Origin of the sequence: Ponticoccus litoralis (assembly GCF_039769985.1) — a bacterium.
GTDB lineage: Bacteria > Pseudomonadota > Alphaproteobacteria > Rhodobacterales > Rhodobacteraceae > Ponticoccus > Ponticoccus litoralis.
This window is the reverse complement of sequence record NZ_JBDNCH010000002.1, coordinates 2,708,986-2,725,237: the sequence shown is the minus strand read 5'-3', so window position 1 is coordinate 2,725,237 and position 16,252 is coordinate 2,708,986. Positions and strand designations below refer to the sequence as shown.

General features: G+C 67.4%; 13 protein-coding genes and 1 pseudogene. 10 read left to right on the top strand and 4 right to left on the bottom strand.

The window, feature by feature from the left end:
- Positions 1–36: 36 nt before the first annotated feature.
- Positions 37–957 carry a LysR family transcriptional regulator gene (locus ABFB10_RS14610; protein ID WP_347167057.1) on the bottom strand — a complete coding sequence of 307 codons (921 nt, stop codon included), beginning with the start codon at positions 955–957 and terminating at the stop codon, positions 37–39.
- 158 nt (positions 958–1,115) lie between these two features.
- On the opposite strand from ABFB10_RS14610, the pseudogene chvE reads away from it, so the two are divergent.
- The 7 genes and pseudogenes from chvE to ABFB10_RS14575 form a co-directional block, all read left to right on the top strand.
- Positions 1,116–2,153 (top strand): annotated as a pseudogene (chvE, locus tag ABFB10_RS14605) (multiple monosaccharide ABC transporter substrate-binding protein); the annotation flags it as partial.
- A 111-nt stretch (positions 2,154–2,264) separates the two neighbouring features.
- The gene (gene mmsA / locus ABFB10_RS14600) at positions 2,265–3,773 is read left to right on the top strand and encodes a multiple monosaccharide ABC transporter ATP-binding protein (RefSeq protein ID WP_347168023.1); all 1,509 of its coding nucleotides are present in this window, start codon (positions 2,265–2,267) and stop codon (positions 3,771–3,773) included.
- Between the two features lie 9 nt (positions 3,774–3,782).
- Entirely contained in the window at positions 3,783–5,021 is a 1,239-nt protein-coding gene (gene mmsB / locus ABFB10_RS14595) for a multiple monosaccharide ABC transporter permease (RefSeq protein ID WP_347167056.1), read from the top strand.
- A gap of 102 nt (positions 5,022–5,123) precedes the next feature.
- A complete protein-coding gene (gene araD / locus ABFB10_RS14590) occupies positions 5,124–6,869 on the top strand; it encodes an L-arabinonate dehydratase (protein WP_347167055.1) in 1,746 nt (581 codons plus the stop codon).
- A complete protein-coding gene (locus ABFB10_RS14585; RefSeq protein WP_347167054.1) occupies positions 6,869–7,789 on the top strand; it encodes a Gfo/Idh/MocA family protein in 921 nt (306 codons plus the stop codon). The genes araD and ABFB10_RS14585 overlap by 1 nt, the downstream gene beginning before the upstream one ends.
- An 18-nt stretch (positions 7,790–7,807) precedes the next feature.
- Positions 7,808–8,728: a dihydrodipicolinate synthase family protein gene (locus tag ABFB10_RS14580; protein WP_347168022.1), complete on the top strand. Its 921-nt coding sequence runs from the start codon at positions 7,808–7,810 to the stop codon at positions 8,726–8,728.
- A gap of 7 nt (positions 8,729–8,735) precedes the next feature.
- Positions 8,736–10,250: an aldehyde dehydrogenase (NADP(+)) gene (locus tag ABFB10_RS14575; RefSeq protein WP_347167053.1), complete on the top strand. Its 1,515-nt coding sequence runs from the start codon at positions 8,736–8,738 to the stop codon at positions 10,248–10,250.
- A 175-nt stretch (positions 10,251–10,425) separates the two neighbouring features.
- On the opposite strand, the gene ABFB10_RS14570 is transcribed toward ABFB10_RS14575, so the two are convergent.
- Entirely contained in the window at positions 10,426–11,109 is a 684-nt protein-coding gene (locus ABFB10_RS14570; protein ID WP_347167052.1) for a response regulator, read from the bottom strand.
- A gap of 182 nt (positions 11,110–11,291) precedes the next feature.
- Between ABFB10_RS14570 and ABFB10_RS14565 the strand changes: the two genes are divergently transcribed.
- Entirely contained in the window at positions 11,292–11,996 is a 705-nt protein-coding gene (locus ABFB10_RS14565) for a sensor histidine kinase (RefSeq protein ID WP_347167051.1), read from the top strand.
- 239 nt (positions 11,997–12,235) lie between these two features.
- Here ABFB10_RS14565 and ABFB10_RS14560 read toward each other — a convergent pair whose 3' ends face one another.
- Together ABFB10_RS14560 and ABFB10_RS14555 are read right to left on the bottom strand one after the other, a co-directional pair.
- Positions 12,236–12,634 (bottom strand): response regulator, encoded by a 399-nt coding sequence (locus tag ABFB10_RS14560; RefSeq protein WP_347167050.1) that lies wholly within the window; start codon positions 12,632–12,634, stop codon positions 12,236–12,238.
- On the bottom strand, positions 12,631–14,064 hold the full coding sequence (locus ABFB10_RS14555; RefSeq protein ID WP_347167049.1) for a sensor histidine kinase: 1,434 nt from the start codon (positions 14,062–14,064) through the stop codon (positions 12,631–12,633). The genes ABFB10_RS14560 and ABFB10_RS14555 overlap by 4 nt, the downstream gene beginning before the upstream one ends.
- A gap of 301 nt (positions 14,065–14,365) precedes the next feature.
- Here ABFB10_RS14555 and ABFB10_RS14550 point away from each other — a divergent pair, with 301 nt between their 5' ends.
- Complete coding sequence (locus tag ABFB10_RS14550) at positions 14,366–15,385, top strand: TRAP transporter substrate-binding protein (protein WP_347167048.1); 1,020 nt, start codon at positions 14,366–14,368, stop codon at positions 15,383–15,385.
- Between the two features lie 142 nt (positions 15,386–15,527).
- Positions 15,528–16,073, top strand: coding sequence for a TRAP transporter small permease (locus tag ABFB10_RS14545; protein WP_347167047.1), 546 nt, complete (start codon positions 15,528–15,530; stop codon positions 16,071–16,073).
- Positions 16,074–16,252 lie beyond the last annotated feature (179 nt).

Here is a 16,252-nt window from a genome sequence, read left to right as displayed (position 1 = left end):
GCAAGGGGGCACGGTCGTCGGCCACGGCCCGGCGCGTCACAGGCGCGCCAGCGTCTCCTGCATCAGCCGCCCGGCGGCGCGGCTGTGCTGGCGGTAGCGGTGGCTGATCACGAAATAGGGCGTGACGAGGATCGGCTCGACCAGCGGCAGGGTCACCAGATCCGCCGCCAGCGGCCCCGCCGCCAGAAGGCTTGCCGCCTCCGCCGACAGCGAGGTGATCACGCTGGTGTCCCCCGCCAGCATCGCCAGCGCCACCAGCAGCGAAGAGCTGTTCGTGACCCGGGGCGGCACCGGCAGGCCCTGCCCCCGGAAGGCGCCCTCGACCGCCACCCGGATCGGCGAGCCCCGTTCCTGGATGACCCATTCGAAGGGCAGCGTGTCGGCCAGCGCCACCGCCCCCTGCCCCGCCAGCGGGTGCGACCGGCGGACCATCAGCTCCGCCACCTCGTTGCGTGCCGGGTATAGCTCGAAGTCGGCCCCCTCGACCCCCGGCGGCAGGCGCGCGACGATGAAGTCCATCGTCCCCTCCTGCAACCCCCGCACCAGCTGCGCCGAGGGCCCCACGTCCACCGTCACCCGGATGCCCGGGGTCTCGGCCTTCACCGCCTGCACGGCGGGCACCACGCAGCCCACCGCCGGGCCGGTGACGGTGCCAACGCGGACCTCTCCGGCGGTGCCGCGCTGAAGCTCGGTGACCTCGGTTTCGAGGCTTTCGAAGCCCGACAGGATCGCGCGGGCATGGCGCAGGCAGGCGGCGCCCAGTTCCGTTGCCTCCATCCCGCGCGGGTGGCGGTAGAACAGCGCGCCGCCCAGCTCCCGCTCCATTTCCGCCAGCGCGCGCGAGGCAGCGGGCTGCGACAGGCCCATGGCCTCGGCGGCGACCTGCAACTGCCGCCGCTCGGCGATCAGGTTCATCAGGTGCAGGTGCTGGGGCTTCAGGCGGCGCAGCAGGGACATGACATTTCCAGACATGACGAAATCGGTATGCACCTTATGCCTAATCCGATTTGAGAGGCATGTCAGCCCCGTGCTACCTGTTCGGGCAGGGCCGCACCGGGCCCACATTCGGGACGCGTCGTGGAGGACAACGGACGCCCCCACCAGTGGAGGAAGACATGAAGCTCAAGACCCTTCTGGCCGCGTCCGTCGCGGCCCTCACGCTTGCGACCGGCGCCATGGCGGACGGGCTTATCGGCATCGCCATGCCGACCAAATCCTCGGCCCGCTGGATTTCCGACGGCGAGTCCATGGTCAAGCAGTTCCAGGACGCCGGTTACGAAACCATCCTGCAATATGCCGAGGATGACATCCCCAACCAGCTGGCGCAGATCGAGAACATGATCACCAATGGCGTCGACGCGCTGGTGATTGCCGCCATCGACGGCACCACCCTGTCGAACGCGCTGGAGAACGCCTATTACGCCGAGATCCCGGTCATCGCCTACGACCGCCTGATCCGCGACAGCGAACACGTCAGCTACTACGCCACCTTCGACAACTTCGAGGTCGGCGTGCTTCAGGCCACCTCGCTGGTCGAGGGTCTGGAACAGCGCTTCCCCGATGTCTCGCCGTGGAACGTCGAGCTGTTCGGCGGTTCGCCCGACGACAACAACGCCTATTTCTTCTACGATGGCGCGATGTCGGTGCTGCAACCGATGATCGACGCGGGCAAGGTCCAGATCCTGTCCGGCCAGATGGGCATGGACACGGTCGGCACCCTGCGCTGGGACGGCGCGGTGGCGCAGGCGCGCATGGATAACCTTCTGTCCGCGCATTACACCGACGCCCGCGTGCATGGCGTGCTGTCGCCCTACGACGGCCTGTCCATCGGCATCCTGTCCTCGCTCAAGGGCGTGGGCTACGGCTCGGGCGACATGGCCATGCCGATTGTCTCGGGTCAGGACGCCGAGGTGCCCTCGGTCAAGTCGATCCTCGCGGGCGAGCAGTATTCGACCGTCTTCAAGGACACCCGCGAACTGGCCAAGGTCACCGTGGGCATGGTCGAGGCGCTGCTGGAAGGCGGCGAACCCGAGATCAACGACACCGAGACCTATGACAACGGCGTCAAGGTCGTGCCCTCCTACCTGCTGGTGCCGCATCCGGTGGATGCCTCCAACTACGAGGAAATGCTGATCGGCTCGGGCTACTACACGGCTAGACCAGATCCAGTAACCGGCCCTTTGGCCAAGCGCCGTCCGGGCCGGTGTCCGGGCGGCTTTTCCCAAAAAGGACAGGGGTTTGTCGGAGATGCGGTACTTCTGGAAATGCGCGCGATCACCAAGGAGTTCCCGGGCGTCAAGGCGCTGGACACGGTGAACCTGTCGGTGCGCGAGGGCGAGATCCACGCGCTGGTGGGCGAGAACGGCGCCGGAAAGTCGACGCTGATGAAGGTGCTCTCGGGGGTCTACCCGGCGGGCAGCTACGAGGGCGAGATCCACTACGACGGCGCGCTGGCCGCCTTCCGCAATATCGCCGACAGCGAGGCCCGGGGCATCATCATCATCCACCAGGAGCTTGCTCTGGTGCCGCAGCTGTCGATTGCCGAGAACCTCTTTCTGGGCAACGAGATCGCGGGCCGTGGCGGGGTGATCCGCTGGCAGGAAACGCTCAGCCGCACCGAGGCGCTGTTGCGCAAGGTGGGCCTTGGCCGCGAGGCGCCGACCACCAAGGTCGACAAGCTGGGCGTGGGCAAGCAGCAGCTGGTCGAGATCGCCAAGGCCCTGTCGAAGGACGTGCGCCTGCTGATCCTCGACGAGCCCACCGCCGCCCTGTCGGAATCCGACAGTCAGGCGCTTCTGGACCTCATGCTGGAGTTGAAACAGCAGGGCGTCACGCAGATCATCATCAGCCACAAGCTGAACGAGGTGCGCCGCGTGGCCGACACCGTGACCGTGATCCGCGACGGCACCACCGTCAGCACCAAGGACGCCCGGGCCGCGCCGATCACCGAGGACGAGATCGTCCGCGACATGGTGGGCCGGGACATGGCGCACCGCTACCCGGACCGTGAACGCCGCGCCGGTGACGTTCTGATGCAGGTCGCGGGCTGGAACGTCTACCACCCCGAACACGCCGACCGGCACGTCATCCGCGACGTCGATTTCACCGTCCGCGCGGGCGAGGTCGTGGGCATCGCGGGCCTGATGGGCGCGGGGCGTACCGAACTGGCGATGAGCATCTTCGGGCGCTCGTGGGGGCAGAACATCTCGGGCGACGTGACCATCGGCGGCCAGCCCGCCAATGTCTCGGACGTGCCGCGCGCCATCGCGGCGGGCCTTGCCTATGTGACCGAGGACCGCAAGAGCCTTGGCCTCGTGCTGGACGAGACCATCCGCAAGAACATCACGCTGGCCAACCTGCCCGCCGTGTCCAGCAACGCGATCCTCAACGAGAACCGCGAGACCGCGGTGGCCGAGGACTACCGGAAGGCGCTGAACATCCGCACGCCCGGCGTCTTTCAGCGGGTGGTGAACCTGTCGGGCGGCAACCAGCAGAAGGTCGTGCTGTCCAAGTGGCTCTTTGCCGAACCCGAGGTGCTGATCCTCGACGAGCCAACGCGCGGCATCGACGTCGGCGCGAAATTCGAGATCTACGGGATCATCAACGACCTCTCCGCCCAAGGGAAGGGCGTGGTGATGATCTCTTCCGAGATGCCCGAGCTTCTGGGCATGTGTGACCGCATCTACGTGATGAACGAGGGCGCGCTTGTCGGCGAACTGACCGCCGCAGAGGCCAGCCAAGAGGCCATCATGTCCCTGATCGTGACGGAATAGGACCAAGCCATGACAGAGCAAACCGTCGATACGACCCCCGAAGTCCGCCGCAAGGGCGTGGGCGAATACCTCGTAGCGAACCTGCGGGAATACGGCCTGCTGTTCGCGCTGATCGCCATCATGGTCTTCTTTCAGGTGGTCACGGACGGCACCCTGCTGAAGCCCGTGAACATCACCAACCTGCTGTTGCAGAACAGCTATATCGTCATCATGGCGCTGGGGATGCTGATCGTCATCGTGGCCGGGCACATCGACCTCTCGGTCGGCTCGGTCATGGGCTTCGTGGGCGCCTTCGCCGCCGTGATGATCGTCAACTGGGGCGTGGGCACGGTGCCCACCATGCTGGTCTGCCTCGTGGTCGGCGGCGTGATCGGCGCCGCGCAGGGCTACTGGGTGGCCTATTGGGGCATCCCGTCCTTCATCGTGACGCTGGCGGGGATGCTGGTGTTCCGGGGCGCGTCGCTCTGGCTGCTCGAAGGGCAGTCGGTCGGCCCCTTCCCGCGCGAGTTTCAGGTGATCGCCAATGGCTTCGTCCCCGACATCGTGGGCCGCGAGACCGGCGAAAGCCTTGGGGCGCTCTTCGGCGCCCGCCGCCTGAACGTGCTGGCTCTGGCCACCGGGGTCGTGGCCGCCGCCGTGGTGATCTGGATGGGCCTGGCCAAGCGCGCGCGCAACAAGGCCTACGGGATCGAGGACGAGCCGACCTCTTTCTTCGTGCTGCGCACCGGCATCATCGCGGTTGCGCTGATCTTCATCTGCTTCAAGCTGTCGACCTTCCGGGGCCTGCCCAACGTGCTGCTGACCATGGGCGTGCTGACGGTGCTGTACGCCTTCATCACCGAGCGCACGACGCTGGGCCGCCGCATCTACGCGCTTGGCGGCAACGTGAAGGCGGCGCAGCTGTCGGGGATCAAGACCAAGCGGCTGACCTTCCTTGCCTTCACCAACATGGGCATCCTCGCCGCCGCCGCCGGCCTCGTCTTCGCCGCGCGCCTGAACACCGCCACGCCCAAGGCTGGCTTCGCGCTGGAGCTGGACGTGATCGCGGCGGTCTTCATCGGCGGCGCCTCGATGTCCGGCGGCGTCGGCAAGATCGTCGGCGCGGTCGTCGGCGCCTTCCTGATGGGCGTGCTGAACAACGGCATGTCGATCATGGGCATCGGCATCGACTACCAGCAGGTCATCAAGGGCCTCGTGCTGCTCGCCGCCGTGATCTTCGACGTCTACAACAAATCGAAACAGGGGTGACGCGGGCCGGGATGCCGGTCTGAACCCGGGCCTGCCCCTTCCCGAAACCATTCCGACCATCCGTAGGCCGGGCCTTCGTCCGGCAATCCCCAAGGAACCGACATGACCTTCAAACCCGCCGAATGGCCCCGCAAGCTGCGCTCTCAGGAATGGTACGGCGGCAACAGCCGCGACACGATCTACCACCGGGGCTGGCTGAAGAACCGGGGCCACCCGCACGACCTTTTCGACGGGCGCCCGATCATCGGCATCCTCAACACCTGGGCCGAGCTGACCCCCTGCAACGGCCACCACGTCAAGGAACTGGTCGAGAAGGTGAAGGCGGGCGTCTGGGAGGCGGGCGGCTTCCCGGTCGAGGTGCCGGTCTTCAGCGCTTCGGAAAACACCTTCCGCCCCTCGGCGATGATGTTCCGCAACCTCGCGGCGCTGGCGGTCGAAGAAACCATCCGCGGCCAGCCCATCGACGGCTGCGTGCTGATGGTGGGCTGCGACAAGACCACCCCCTCGCTGATCATGGGCGCGGCCTCGGTCGACCTGCCGTCCATCGTCGTCACCGGCGGGCCGATGCTGAACGGCTACTACAAGGGCGAGCGCGTGGGGTCCGGCACCCATCTCTGGAAGTTCTCCGAGATGGTGAAGGCCGGAGAGATGACGCAGGAGGAATTCCTCGAAGCCGAGGCCTCGATGTCCCGCTCGACCGGCACCTGCAACACCATGGGCACGGCCTCGACCATGGCGTCCATGGCCGAAGCGCTTGGCATGGCGCTGTCGGGCAACGCGGCCATCCCGGCGGTGGACAGCCGCCGCCGCGTCATGGCGCAGCTGTCGGGGCGGCGCATCGTGCAGATGGTGAAGGACGACCTGAAGCCCTCGGACATCATGACCAAGCAGGCCTTCGAGAACGCCGTCCGCACCAACGGCGCCATCGGCGGCTCGACCAATGCGGTTGTCCACCTGCTCGCCATGGCGGGCCGCACCGGCGTCGACTTCACGCTCGACGATTTCGACCGCTGCGGGCGCGATATCGAGACCATCGTGAACCTGATGCCCTCGGGCGAGTACCTGATGGAGGAATTCTTCTACGCGGGCGGCCTGCCCGTGGTGCTGAAGCGCCTCGGCGAGGGCGGCAAGCTGCACAAGGACGCGCTGACGGTCTCGGGCGCCACGATCTGGGACGAGGTCAAGGACGTGCAGAACCACAACGAGGACGTCATCCGACCCGTTGGCAAGGGCCTGACGCAACAGGGCGGCATCGCCGTGCTGCGCGGCAACCTCGCGCCCAAGGGCGCGGTGCTGAAGCCCTCTGCCGCGTCGAAGCACCTGCTGACGCACCGGGGCCGCGCCGTCGTCTTCGAGGACATCGACGACTACAAGGCCAAGATCAACGACGAGGCGCTGGATATCGACGAGACCTGCGTCATGGTGCTGAAGAACTGCGGTCCCAAGGGCTACCCCGGCATGGCCGAGGTCGGCAACATGGGTCTGCCGCCCAAGGTGCTGAAGAAGGGCATCACCGACATGGTCCGCATCTCGGATGCGCGCATGTCGGGCACCGCCTATGGCACGGTGATCCTGCACACCTCGCCCGAGGCCGCCGCCGGTGGCCCTCTGGCGGTCGTCCAGAACGGCGACATGATCGAGGTGGACGTGCCCAACCGCCGCCTGCATCTGGACATCACCGAGGCCGAACTGGCCGCCCGTCTGGAGGCATGGCAGCCCACGCACGAACAGCCCGCCAGCGGCTACGCATGGCTGCACAACGCCCATGTGGAAGGCGCCGACACCGGGGCCGACCTCAGCTTTCTCAAGGGCTGCCGGGGCAATGCCGTGGGCAAGGACAGCCACTGATGAAACTCGCACTCGTCGGCATCGGCAAGATCGCGGTGGACCAGCACGTCCCTGCCATCGCCGCCTCTCCCGACTGGGAGGTGGGGGCCACGGTCTCGCGCGCGGGCACCCTGCCGGGGGTCGAAGCCTTCACCGACATGGCCCGGATGCTGGAAAAGCGCCCGGACATCCGCGTCGTGTCCCTGTGCCTGCCGCCGGTGCCGCGCTTTGCCTATGCGCAGGCCGCGATCCGGGCGGGCCGCCATGTGATGCTGGAAAAGCCCCCGGGCGCCAGCCTCTCGGAATGCCACGCGCTGGAAGCCTTGGCGCGCGAGAACCGCGTGTCGCTGTACGCGACCTGGCATAGCCGCGAGGCCGCCATGGTGCGCCCCGCGCGCAATTGGCTGTCGGACAAGCGCGTCACCCGCGCCCATATCACGTGGCGCGAGGACGTGCGGCACTGGCACCCCGGGCAGGACTGGGTTTTTGAGCCGGGCGGCATGGGCGTCTTCGACCCGGGCATCAACGCGCTGTCGATCCTGACGCGCATCCTGCCCGCGCCGGTGCATCTGACCCGCGCGACGCTCGACGTCCCCGGGAACCGCCAGACCCCCATCGCGGCGCATCTGACCCTGTCGGGCAATGTCACCGCCGAGTTCGACTGGTTGCAGACCGGCAAGCAGACCTGGGAAATCGAGGTCGAAACCCCCGAGGGCACGCTGCTGCTGCAAGACGGTGGCGCGCGGCTGCTGATCGACGGCAAGGAACGCGGCGCCGACGACGAGGATGACACCCTGCAAGGCGAATACCCCCGCCTTTACGACAATTTCGCGCGGCTCGTGACCCGCGGCGGGATCGACATGGATCTCAGCCCGCTGACCCACGTGGCCGACGCTTTCATGCTGGGGGAACGGCGTGCCGTCGCCCCCTTCGACTGGTAAGGAGAGACCATGGACCTGTTGAAAACCCCGCTGACCGGCATTCTTCCGGTGGCCCCGACCCCGTTCCACGCCGATGGCCGCCTCGACGAAGAGGGCTGCCGCCGCGTGATGGACTGCATGATCGACCAGGGCGTCGACGCGATCTGCATCCTCGCCAACTACTCGGAACAGTTCCTGCTGTCGGACGCCGAGCGCGACACCGTCATGCGCCTCAGCCTTGAACAGGTGGCGGGCCGGGTGCCGGTGATCGTCACGATCTCGCATTTCTACACCGACATCGCGGTGGAACGCGCCAAGGCGGCGCAGGCCATGGGCGCCGCCATGGTCATGATGATGCCGCCCTACCACGGCGCGGGCGCCTTCGCGCCCGGCGAGGCCGGCATCTACGAGCACTTCAAGGCGGTCTCGGACGCCATCTCGATCCCGATCATGGTGCAGGACGCGCCGCTTTCCGGGGTGCAGCTTCCGGTGCCGATGCTTGCGCGCATGGCCCGCGAACTGGAACGCGTGCGCTACTTCAAGCTGGAAATGCCCTATGCCGCCGACAAGCTAGCCGCGCTGATCGAGGCAGGCGGCGACGACATCATCGGCCCCTTCGACGGCGAAGAGGCCGTGACCCTTCTGGCGGATCTCGACGCGGGCTGCACCGGCACCATGACCTCGGGCCTGCAGCCGGAACATATCGGCAAGATCGTGCGTCAGTATCGGGCGGGCGACACCGACGGCGCCCTGAAACAGTGGCAATACTGCCTGCCGCTGATCAACCACGAGAACCGTCAATGCGGGCTGCGCGCCACCAAGACGGTGATGATGGAGGGTGGTGTCATCGGCTCCGATCACGTACGCCATCCGCTGAAGCCCATGTCCCAGCGCACGAAGGACCGCTTGCTGTCCATGGCAAGGGATATGGATCTGATTGCCCTCAAATGGGGAAAGTGAGGAAGACATGACCTTTCAACCACATGGCAAACACCTGATCGCGGGCGCATGGGTCGCCGGCGAGACCACCTTCACCTCGGAACCGGCCCACGGCCCGGCGCATGACTATTCGGTCGGCACGCCCGCGCTGGTCGATCAGGCCTGCAAGGCCGCCGAAGAGGCCTTCTGGACCTACGGCTACACCACCCGCGAAGAGCGCGCCAAGTTCCTGAACGCCATCGCCGACGAGATCGAGGCCCGCGCCGAGGCGATCACCGAGATCGGCACGCAGGAAACCGGCCTGCCCGAGGGCCGCCTTCAGGGGGAACGCGGCCGCACCGTGGGCCAGCTGCGCCTCTTTGCGACGCATATCCTTGATGGCGCCTATCTGGATCGCCGCCACGACAAGGCCCTGCCCGACCGTCAGCCGCTGCCGCGCCCCGACCTGAAGATGGTGCAGCGCCCCATCGGCCCGGTCGCGGTCTTCGGCGCCTCGAACTTCCCGCTGGCCTTCTCGACCGCGGGCGGCGACACCGCTTCGGCGCTTGCCGCGGGCTGCCCGGTCGTGGTCAAGGGCCACTCGGCCCACCCCGGCACCGGCGAGATCGTGGCCGAGGCCATCCACGCCGCCATCGAGACCTGTGGCCTGCCCAAGGGCGTCTTCAGCCTGATCCAGGGCGGCAAGCGCGACGTCGGCGCGGCGCTGGTCCAGCACCCGCTGATCAAGGCCGTGGGCTTCACCGGCTCTCTGGGCGGCGGACGCGCGCTCTTCGACCTCTGCGCGCAGCGCGACGAGCCGATCCCCTTCTTCGGCGAGCTGGGTTCCGTCAACCCGATGTTCCTGCTGCCCGAGGCGACCCGCGCGCGCGGCGCCGAGATCGGCAAGGGCTGGGCCGGTTCGCTGACCATGGGCGCGGGCCAGTTCTGCACCAACCCCGGCATCGCCGTGGTGCAGAAGGGTGCCGAGGGCGACGCCTTTGTCGCCGCCGCCGCCGAGGCGCTGAAGGACGCGCCCGCGCAATGCATGCTGACCGACGGCATCGCGCAGGCCTACAAGGACGGCAAGGGCCGCTTTGACGGGCGCAACGCGGTCAAGCCGGTGCTGACCACCGACAGCGAGGGCCGCAACGCCGCGCCGAACCTCTTCGAGACGGACGCCGAGAATTACCTGCAGGACCACGCCCTTGGCGAAGAGGTCTTCGGCCCGCTGGGTCTGGTGGTGCGCGTGAACGGGCCCGACGAGATGGCGACGCTGGCCAAGGGCTTCGAAGGTCAGCTGACCGCGACCCTGCACATGGACGACGGCGATCTGGGCCTTGCCCAACGCCTGATGCCGGTGCTGGAACGCAAGGCGGGCCGCATCCTCGTGAACGGCTTCCCGACCGGCGTCGAGGTGGCGGACGCGATGGTTCACGGCGGCCCCTACCCGGCCTCGACGAACTTCGGCGCGACCTCGGTGGGCACCATGGCCATCCGCCGCTTCCTGCGACCGGTCTGCTACCAGAACTTCCCGGACGCCCTGCTGCCCGGCGACCTGGGCTGAGGACGGGCGCACCCCGCCCCCTCTTTGGTCCTGACAATACCTCGGGGGGCGGCGTGAGCCACGGGGGTCATGCTGAAAGCATGCCTCTGGCATGACGCCCCCTCCCCGCTCGCCAAACAGAAAAGGGGCCGCAGATCTGCGGCCCCTCTTTCATTCCAATACCATGGAACGTCGCCTATTTGAATTTCAGCGGCTCGTCGGAATCGAACAGATAGGAGACATTCCAGTTCTCCGGTTCCGAAAATCCCCTGGAGGCCAGCATATCGATGATCCGCTTGTCTATCGTATCCACGAAACGTCCGAATTCCATTTCGTCGCGGATCACCCGCGCCACATCCTGCGCAATCTGAACCCGCTGCTGGGCCAGCAGCTCTCCGATCCAGTGGCGCGAGGCCTCGGCGAAGATCTTGGCCGAGGCGATCATCAGCTCGCGCAGCTTCTCGGCGGTCAGGGCATCCTTGTCCAGACAGTCCAGAGACCCCTTCTTCATCGAGGCCACCGCCACGTCCGTCCGCATCTCGGACGAGACCATGACCACCGCCGCACCGAAGTTCATCGGGTGGTTCTGCACCATCCGCTGCGCGTGCAGCCCGTTGCCGTCGGGTAGTTTGTAGTCGATCAGCACAAGGTCGTAGGCGGCGCTGTCCAGCGCCTTTGCAAAGGTGTCCATGTCCTGTGCCGTGGTCGTGGAGACAGGCAGGCCGGTCTTCTCGCAGGCGCGGATGATGCGGCTTTGGTCAAAGCGGCTGTCGTCCAGCACCAGCACATCGAAAACGCCCCGGCGCTCATGCGCGAAGGTGGATTTGTTATAGGCCGCCTCGGCAGCCGCCGCGCTATCCCGTATCGAGGCCTTATTCATCGGGCACCCCTGTTCCATTTCCCCGACCAACGGTATTCCCTTTCCCAGCGGCGGGCCACTCCTCAATACCGGGCATTTCTTTCAACTTTGAATTCAATCCGGGACGGCTGAAAATTGCCGGATCGGGCGCGTCGTGGTAGGGATAAGCGGTTAATGCACGCCACGAAACGCAGGAACGGTCCATGACGGTCATTTCAGAGAGGGAGCGCGAATACGAGGAGTTCCTCTATTGCATCACCCACGACCTGAAAAGTTTTTCCCGCGCCATGCGGGTCATTCCGGACTGGATCGCCGAAGACCTCACCGCCGCGAAGATCGCCCTGCCCGACGGCGTCGGCGAACACATGGACATGCTGAAGTCCTACGCGGGCGGCATGGACCGGATGCTTGAATCGCTGACGACGCTCAGCCGCGTCGGGCGGCTTGCGGATCCCTGCGCCGACCACGCGCTGAACGACCTTCTGGATGCCGCATGGGCCTCTCTGACGCCCGGCAGCGCCCGCCTGTCCGTCCCGCAGCATGCCTTCCGGGTACACGGGCCGAAAAATGATCTGTCGCGGCTTTTCGCGGCACTTCTGTCGAACGGGGTGGATCACAACTCCGACCCGAGCCCGGACATCGGGGTGACGGCGGTGCGTGACGGCGAGCGTGTGCAGATCCGTGTCGCGGATAACGGCCCCGGGATCGAGGCGCAGTATCGCCAGAAGGTCTTTGAGCCGTTGCATACCCTGCGCCCCAAGGACGAAACCGGGCACGCGGGCATGGGGCTTGCCATCGCGCGCAAGGTGGTCAAGTCCCTCGGCGGCGAAATCCATATCGAAGAGCCCAGCGCCGGGCACGGCTGCCGCGTGGTCTTCGACCTTCCCGGGGCCAAGACCGCCGCCTGACCGCGCAGGCCTTCTGCGTCCGGCTGAACCGCGACGCTCGCCCCCGACAACCGTCCGGCCCGCTCCCCCCTCCATAAAGGACAAAGGACGCCGCCCCCTGTCCGTCCCTCCGGTCCCTTCGACGCGGGCACGCGCGCCTGTTCTGGCCCCTCCATCGCTCACGACGGCAACCGAAAGCACTGCCGGGGGTGCCAGCCGACAGCCCCTTGCCCCCTGTCCGGCCAGCGCGTCCCGCCAGATCAGGCCGCCCTGCCCTGCAAGAGCGCGTCAATCCGTTCCAGATGCTCGGGCCGCAGCGGCTTGTTGATGTAGTCCCGCACCACCTCGTAGCCTGCGGCGCGCTGCTGGTCGTGCTCCGACATGGAGGTGGTCAGCATGATCACGGCGGCGCGGGCGAACCCCGATCCGAAACGCATCGTGGCCGCATCGAGAAACTCGAACCCGTTCATCCTTGGCATATTGATATCCAGCAGGACGGCGTCGATCACCGGGCAGGTGGGCGCGGCAAGAAACGTCAACGCGTCCTCGGCCATGACGAAACTGTGCACCTGACCGACCAGGCCGGACCGGGCGATGATCCGGGCATAAAGCTTCTGGTCGAGCGCATTGTCGTCCACGATCATGAGCGTGTCTATCATCGGACATCCTTTCCGAAGGTTACGGTGAAGGCCGCGCCCCTGCCCGGCGCGGACTCGACGGCGATCCGGCCGCCGTGCGCCAGCACGATCCGCTGGCAGATCGGCAGGCCAAGGCCGTTGCCGGGATACAGCGCACCGGGGTGAAGCCTCTGGAAAAGCTGGAAGATCCGCTCGTGGTGGGCGGGGTCGATCCCGATGCCGTTGTCGCGGATGACAAACCCCGCCTCCTCCGGTCCGTCGAAGCCGCTGAGCGCGACCCGCTGGGCGCGGCCTTCGGCGCGGAAGATCAGGGCATTGTCCAGCAGGTTGGACAGCAGCTGGCGCAACTGCACCGCATTGCCGCTGATCTTCGGCAGGCCCTGCACCGTGACCTCGGCCCCCGCGACCTGAAGATCGGGCGTCAGGGCCCCGACGATCTCTTCCGCCATGGCCTGAAGGTCACAGGGCACCATGGGCGCCCCGGTCACGATGGCATCCGTGTAAAGCCGCACCCCGTCGATCAGCCCGGACATGCCGCGCAGCGTTCCGCGCAGGTCAGTGATCAGGTCCCGCAGCGCGTCCCTCTCGCCCTGCCGCTCTTCCTCCAGCAGAAGATCCGCCAGCATGATCGCGGAATTCAACGGTGATTTCAGGTCATGCGAGGTGGCATAGGCAAAGGCGCGCAACTCGGCGTTGGTGGCGGTGGCGATACGCACCTTCTCCGCCAGGGTGCGGTTCAGCGCCTCGATCTGGCGCAGGCGCGCCCGCTCGATGGTGACATCCTGCCGGACGATCAGCGTCTCGCCATTGCCAAGGCGCCGCGCGGTGCGGATGAAACTGCTGCCGTCGGCCATGCGAAGCTCTTGCCGGAAGCCGTCCTTCAGCCCCTCCACCGCCAGCAACCGCAGCATGTCCTGCGGCGCGCGGCCTTCCAGATCGAAGGCGCCGTTGTCGATCAGCGCCTTCATGGCCGTCGGGTAGTGGGCGCCGCACCGCATGACATCGGGACCGCCGGGGGTGGCGTCGAGGATTTCCCGGTTGACGTAGGCAACCCTGCCATCGACCGCGATCAGCAACAGGCCAACCGGCATGGAGTCGATCAGCTCGGCGGCAAGCCCCTGGCCTGCCGCGATCGTCGAGCGCTGGCGGTTCCGCCAGATGACCCCGGCTGCCAGCATGGCGCCCGCCGCGCACAGCGCCACGATCAGCACCTGCGCCCGGTCGGGCGACAGGATCTTCGGCAGCCCGATGCCCGCGCCGGCCAACAGCGGGGCCTGGTCCGCGGCAAGAGAAGCGGGAAGCACCCTGTCCAGCCGGGTCGGCAGGCTGTCCCGCGCGGGCGTCGGGACAAGAAGGCCCCCGACCGCCGGGCGCGCGGGCCCAGCCATCGCAAAGCTGAGCGGATCCGTCTCCACCCGCGCGGGCAGCGGCCCCCAGCCCGGGCGGATCACCCCCGGGCCGCTCCGCGCCCCACCCCGAACGGCAAGGCAAGGGCAAAGGCCAGAAGCAGCGTCGCCAGCGCAAGGGGTGCACGACACCGGTAATGCGCCATCCGCGTCCTCCATCGAGCGTCGCCTTCAGCTTTGCCTCACAAGTGTTGAAGCAGCGTTAAGCCGTGGCGGAACAAGGGCTTGATCGCTCGAATTGCGCGCATCTCCCACCCACGTGACATTTCATTTGCTTCGGCAGGATTGTTTGATATCCATCAATCAGAAGGGCCGGAGGAGACATACGGCCCCATGGGAGGACATCATGATCAGAACATCCGTCGCGCTTGGCGCGATCCTTGCGCTATGCGCGCCGCTCTCCGTCAGCGCCCAGGAGGTGACCCTGCGCCTCTCGCACTGGGTGCCGCCCTCCATCGCCCCCGCGTCCAAGGGGATCGAGCCCTGGGCGCAGTCGGTGCAAGAGGCCTCTGACGGGCGTATCGCCATCCAGATCTTCCCGGCGCAGCAGTTGGGCAAGGCCCCCGATCACTACGACATGGCCGCCCAGGGCATCGTCGATCTGGCCTGGGTGAACCCCGGCTATACCGCCGGACGCTTCCCGATCTACGGCCTGACGCAGGTGCCCTTCCTCGTCGACGACAGCATCCAGGGCGCCAAGGCGATCCACGCCTGGTACATGGAAAACGGCGCCGCGCAGGAAATGGGCGACGTCAAGGTCTGCTTCTTCCATCCGCACGCGCCGGGCGCCTTCCATTCCAAGGTGGACGTGACCCATCCCGACGACGTGCGCGGCATGAACGTGCGCCCCGCACATCAGGGCATCTCGCGCTTCGTGTCGCTGCTGGGCGGCGGTGCGGTGCAGGTGCCCGCCCCCGAGGCCCGCGAGGCGCTGTCCAAGGGCACGGCAGAGGCGGTCACCTTCCCCTGGGGCGCGATGTATGACTTCAACCTCTCCGAAGAGGTGCCGGTGCATCTGGACATGCCCTTCTACATGTCGGCGCAGGTCATGATCATGAACCAGCGCAGCTATGATGGCCTCTCGGACGAGAACAAGGCGGTGATCGACGACCACTGCTCGCCGGACTGGTCGGGCCGCGTCGCCGCGGGCTGGCACGAGGACGACATGGCCGCCAAGGACCGGCTGATGGCGGACGAGGCCCAGTCGTTCAACGAGCCCACCGAGGACGAGATCGCGGCATGGATCTCTGCCGCCGCGCCGCTGACCGAGGAATGGAAGGCAGAGGTGGCCGCCAAGGGCCACGACGCCGAGGCCATCCTTCAGGCCTACAAGGCCGCGCTGGAAGAATACGACGCCGCCTATTGAGCCGAGGCACCGGCAGGGCGCCCCGGTGCCCTGCCCCTGCCATGGCCGGCCAGGCCGCGCTGCGCGGGGCCCCGGCCCTCTGCGCAGCGCCGCCCCTCGGCACGCGGGCTGTCCCGCCTGCCCCAACGACCGGAGCCCCCTCATGCGTGACGCCCCTTCCCCCGGCGGGCCGATCCGCCGCGCCGTTCAGCTGATCGAGCGGATCGCCGGTGCCGTTCTCGGCCTTGTGACCGTCCTGATCGTGGCCTCGGCCATTGGCCGCTACGGCTTTGCCCGACCGCTGCCCGATGCCTTCGACCTGTCCCGGCTGGTGCTGGGGGTGGCCATCGCCTGGGGCTTCGCCTCGGTCGCCTGGCACGGTACGCACATCAAGGTCGACCTGCTGGCACAGGCCGTCCGCCCCCCGGCCCGGCGCTGGATCAATGCCGTCGCATGGGCCGTGCTGCTGCTGTTCACCGCTCTGCTGACATGGAAGATCTGGGGCCGCGTCAGCGCCGCCATGTCCGGCGGCGATGCCACCATGGACCTGCGCCTGCCGCACTGGCCCTTCTTCCTTGCGATCTGGCTGGGGCTGGTGGCGGCGCTCTTTGCCACCATCGCCCGGCTCTGGCGGATCGTCGTGCAGGGCGCCGACCTCGGCGAGTTCGACGGCATCGACGCGCAGCTCTTGCAGGACCAGAAGAAATGAGCCGCCCTGCCGCCCCGACCGCGCGCCCCGGCCCCTCGAAGGCCCGCCCGACCGCGCCCCACAACAGGGAAACCGGCAGGGCCACAGCCCGCCGCCCGGCAACAGCGCCCGCCCGCGCCCCCGCAGGCCTCTCGCCCCGCCAGGACCGCCCCGCAGCCGCCCGTCCGGCGCGCCACCCG

Coding starts and splice junctions, on each gene's coding strand:
- ABFB10_RS14550 (WP_347167048.1), top strand. CDS start 14,366: ATGATCAGAACATCCGTCGCGCTTGGCGCGATCCTTGCGCTATGCGCG.
- araD (WP_347167055.1), top strand. CDS start 5,124: ATGACCTTCAAACCCGCCGAATGGCCCCGCAAGCTGCGCTCTCAGGAA.
- mmsA (WP_347168023.1), top strand. CDS start 2,265: ATGCGCGCGATCACCAAGGAGTTCCCGGGCGTCAAGGCGCTGGACACG.
- ABFB10_RS14565 (WP_347167051.1), top strand. CDS start 11,292: ATGACGGTCATTTCAGAGAGGGAGCGCGAATACGAGGAGTTCCTCTAT.
- ABFB10_RS14560 (WP_347167050.1), bottom strand. CDS start 12,634: ATGATAGACACGCTCATGATCGTGGACGACAATGCGCTCGACCAGAAG.
- ABFB10_RS14570 (WP_347167052.1), bottom strand. CDS start 11,109: ATGAATAAGGCCTCGATACGGGATAGCGCGGCGGCTGCCGAGGCGGCC.
- ABFB10_RS14545 (WP_347167047.1), top strand. CDS start 15,528: ATGCGTGACGCCCCTTCCCCCGGCGGGCCGATCCGCCGCGCCGTTCAG.
- mmsB (WP_347167056.1), top strand. CDS start 3,783: ATGACAGAGCAAACCGTCGATACGACCCCCGAAGTCCGCCGCAAGGGC.
- ABFB10_RS14575 (WP_347167053.1), top strand. CDS start 8,736: ATGACCTTTCAACCACATGGCAAACACCTGATCGCGGGCGCATGGGTC.
- ABFB10_RS14610 (WP_347167057.1), bottom strand. CDS start 957: ATGTCCCTGCTGCGCCGCCTGAAGCCCCAGCACCTGCACCTGATGAAC.
- ABFB10_RS14585 (WP_347167054.1), top strand. CDS start 6,869: ATGAAACTCGCACTCGTCGGCATCGGCAAGATCGCGGTGGACCAGCAC.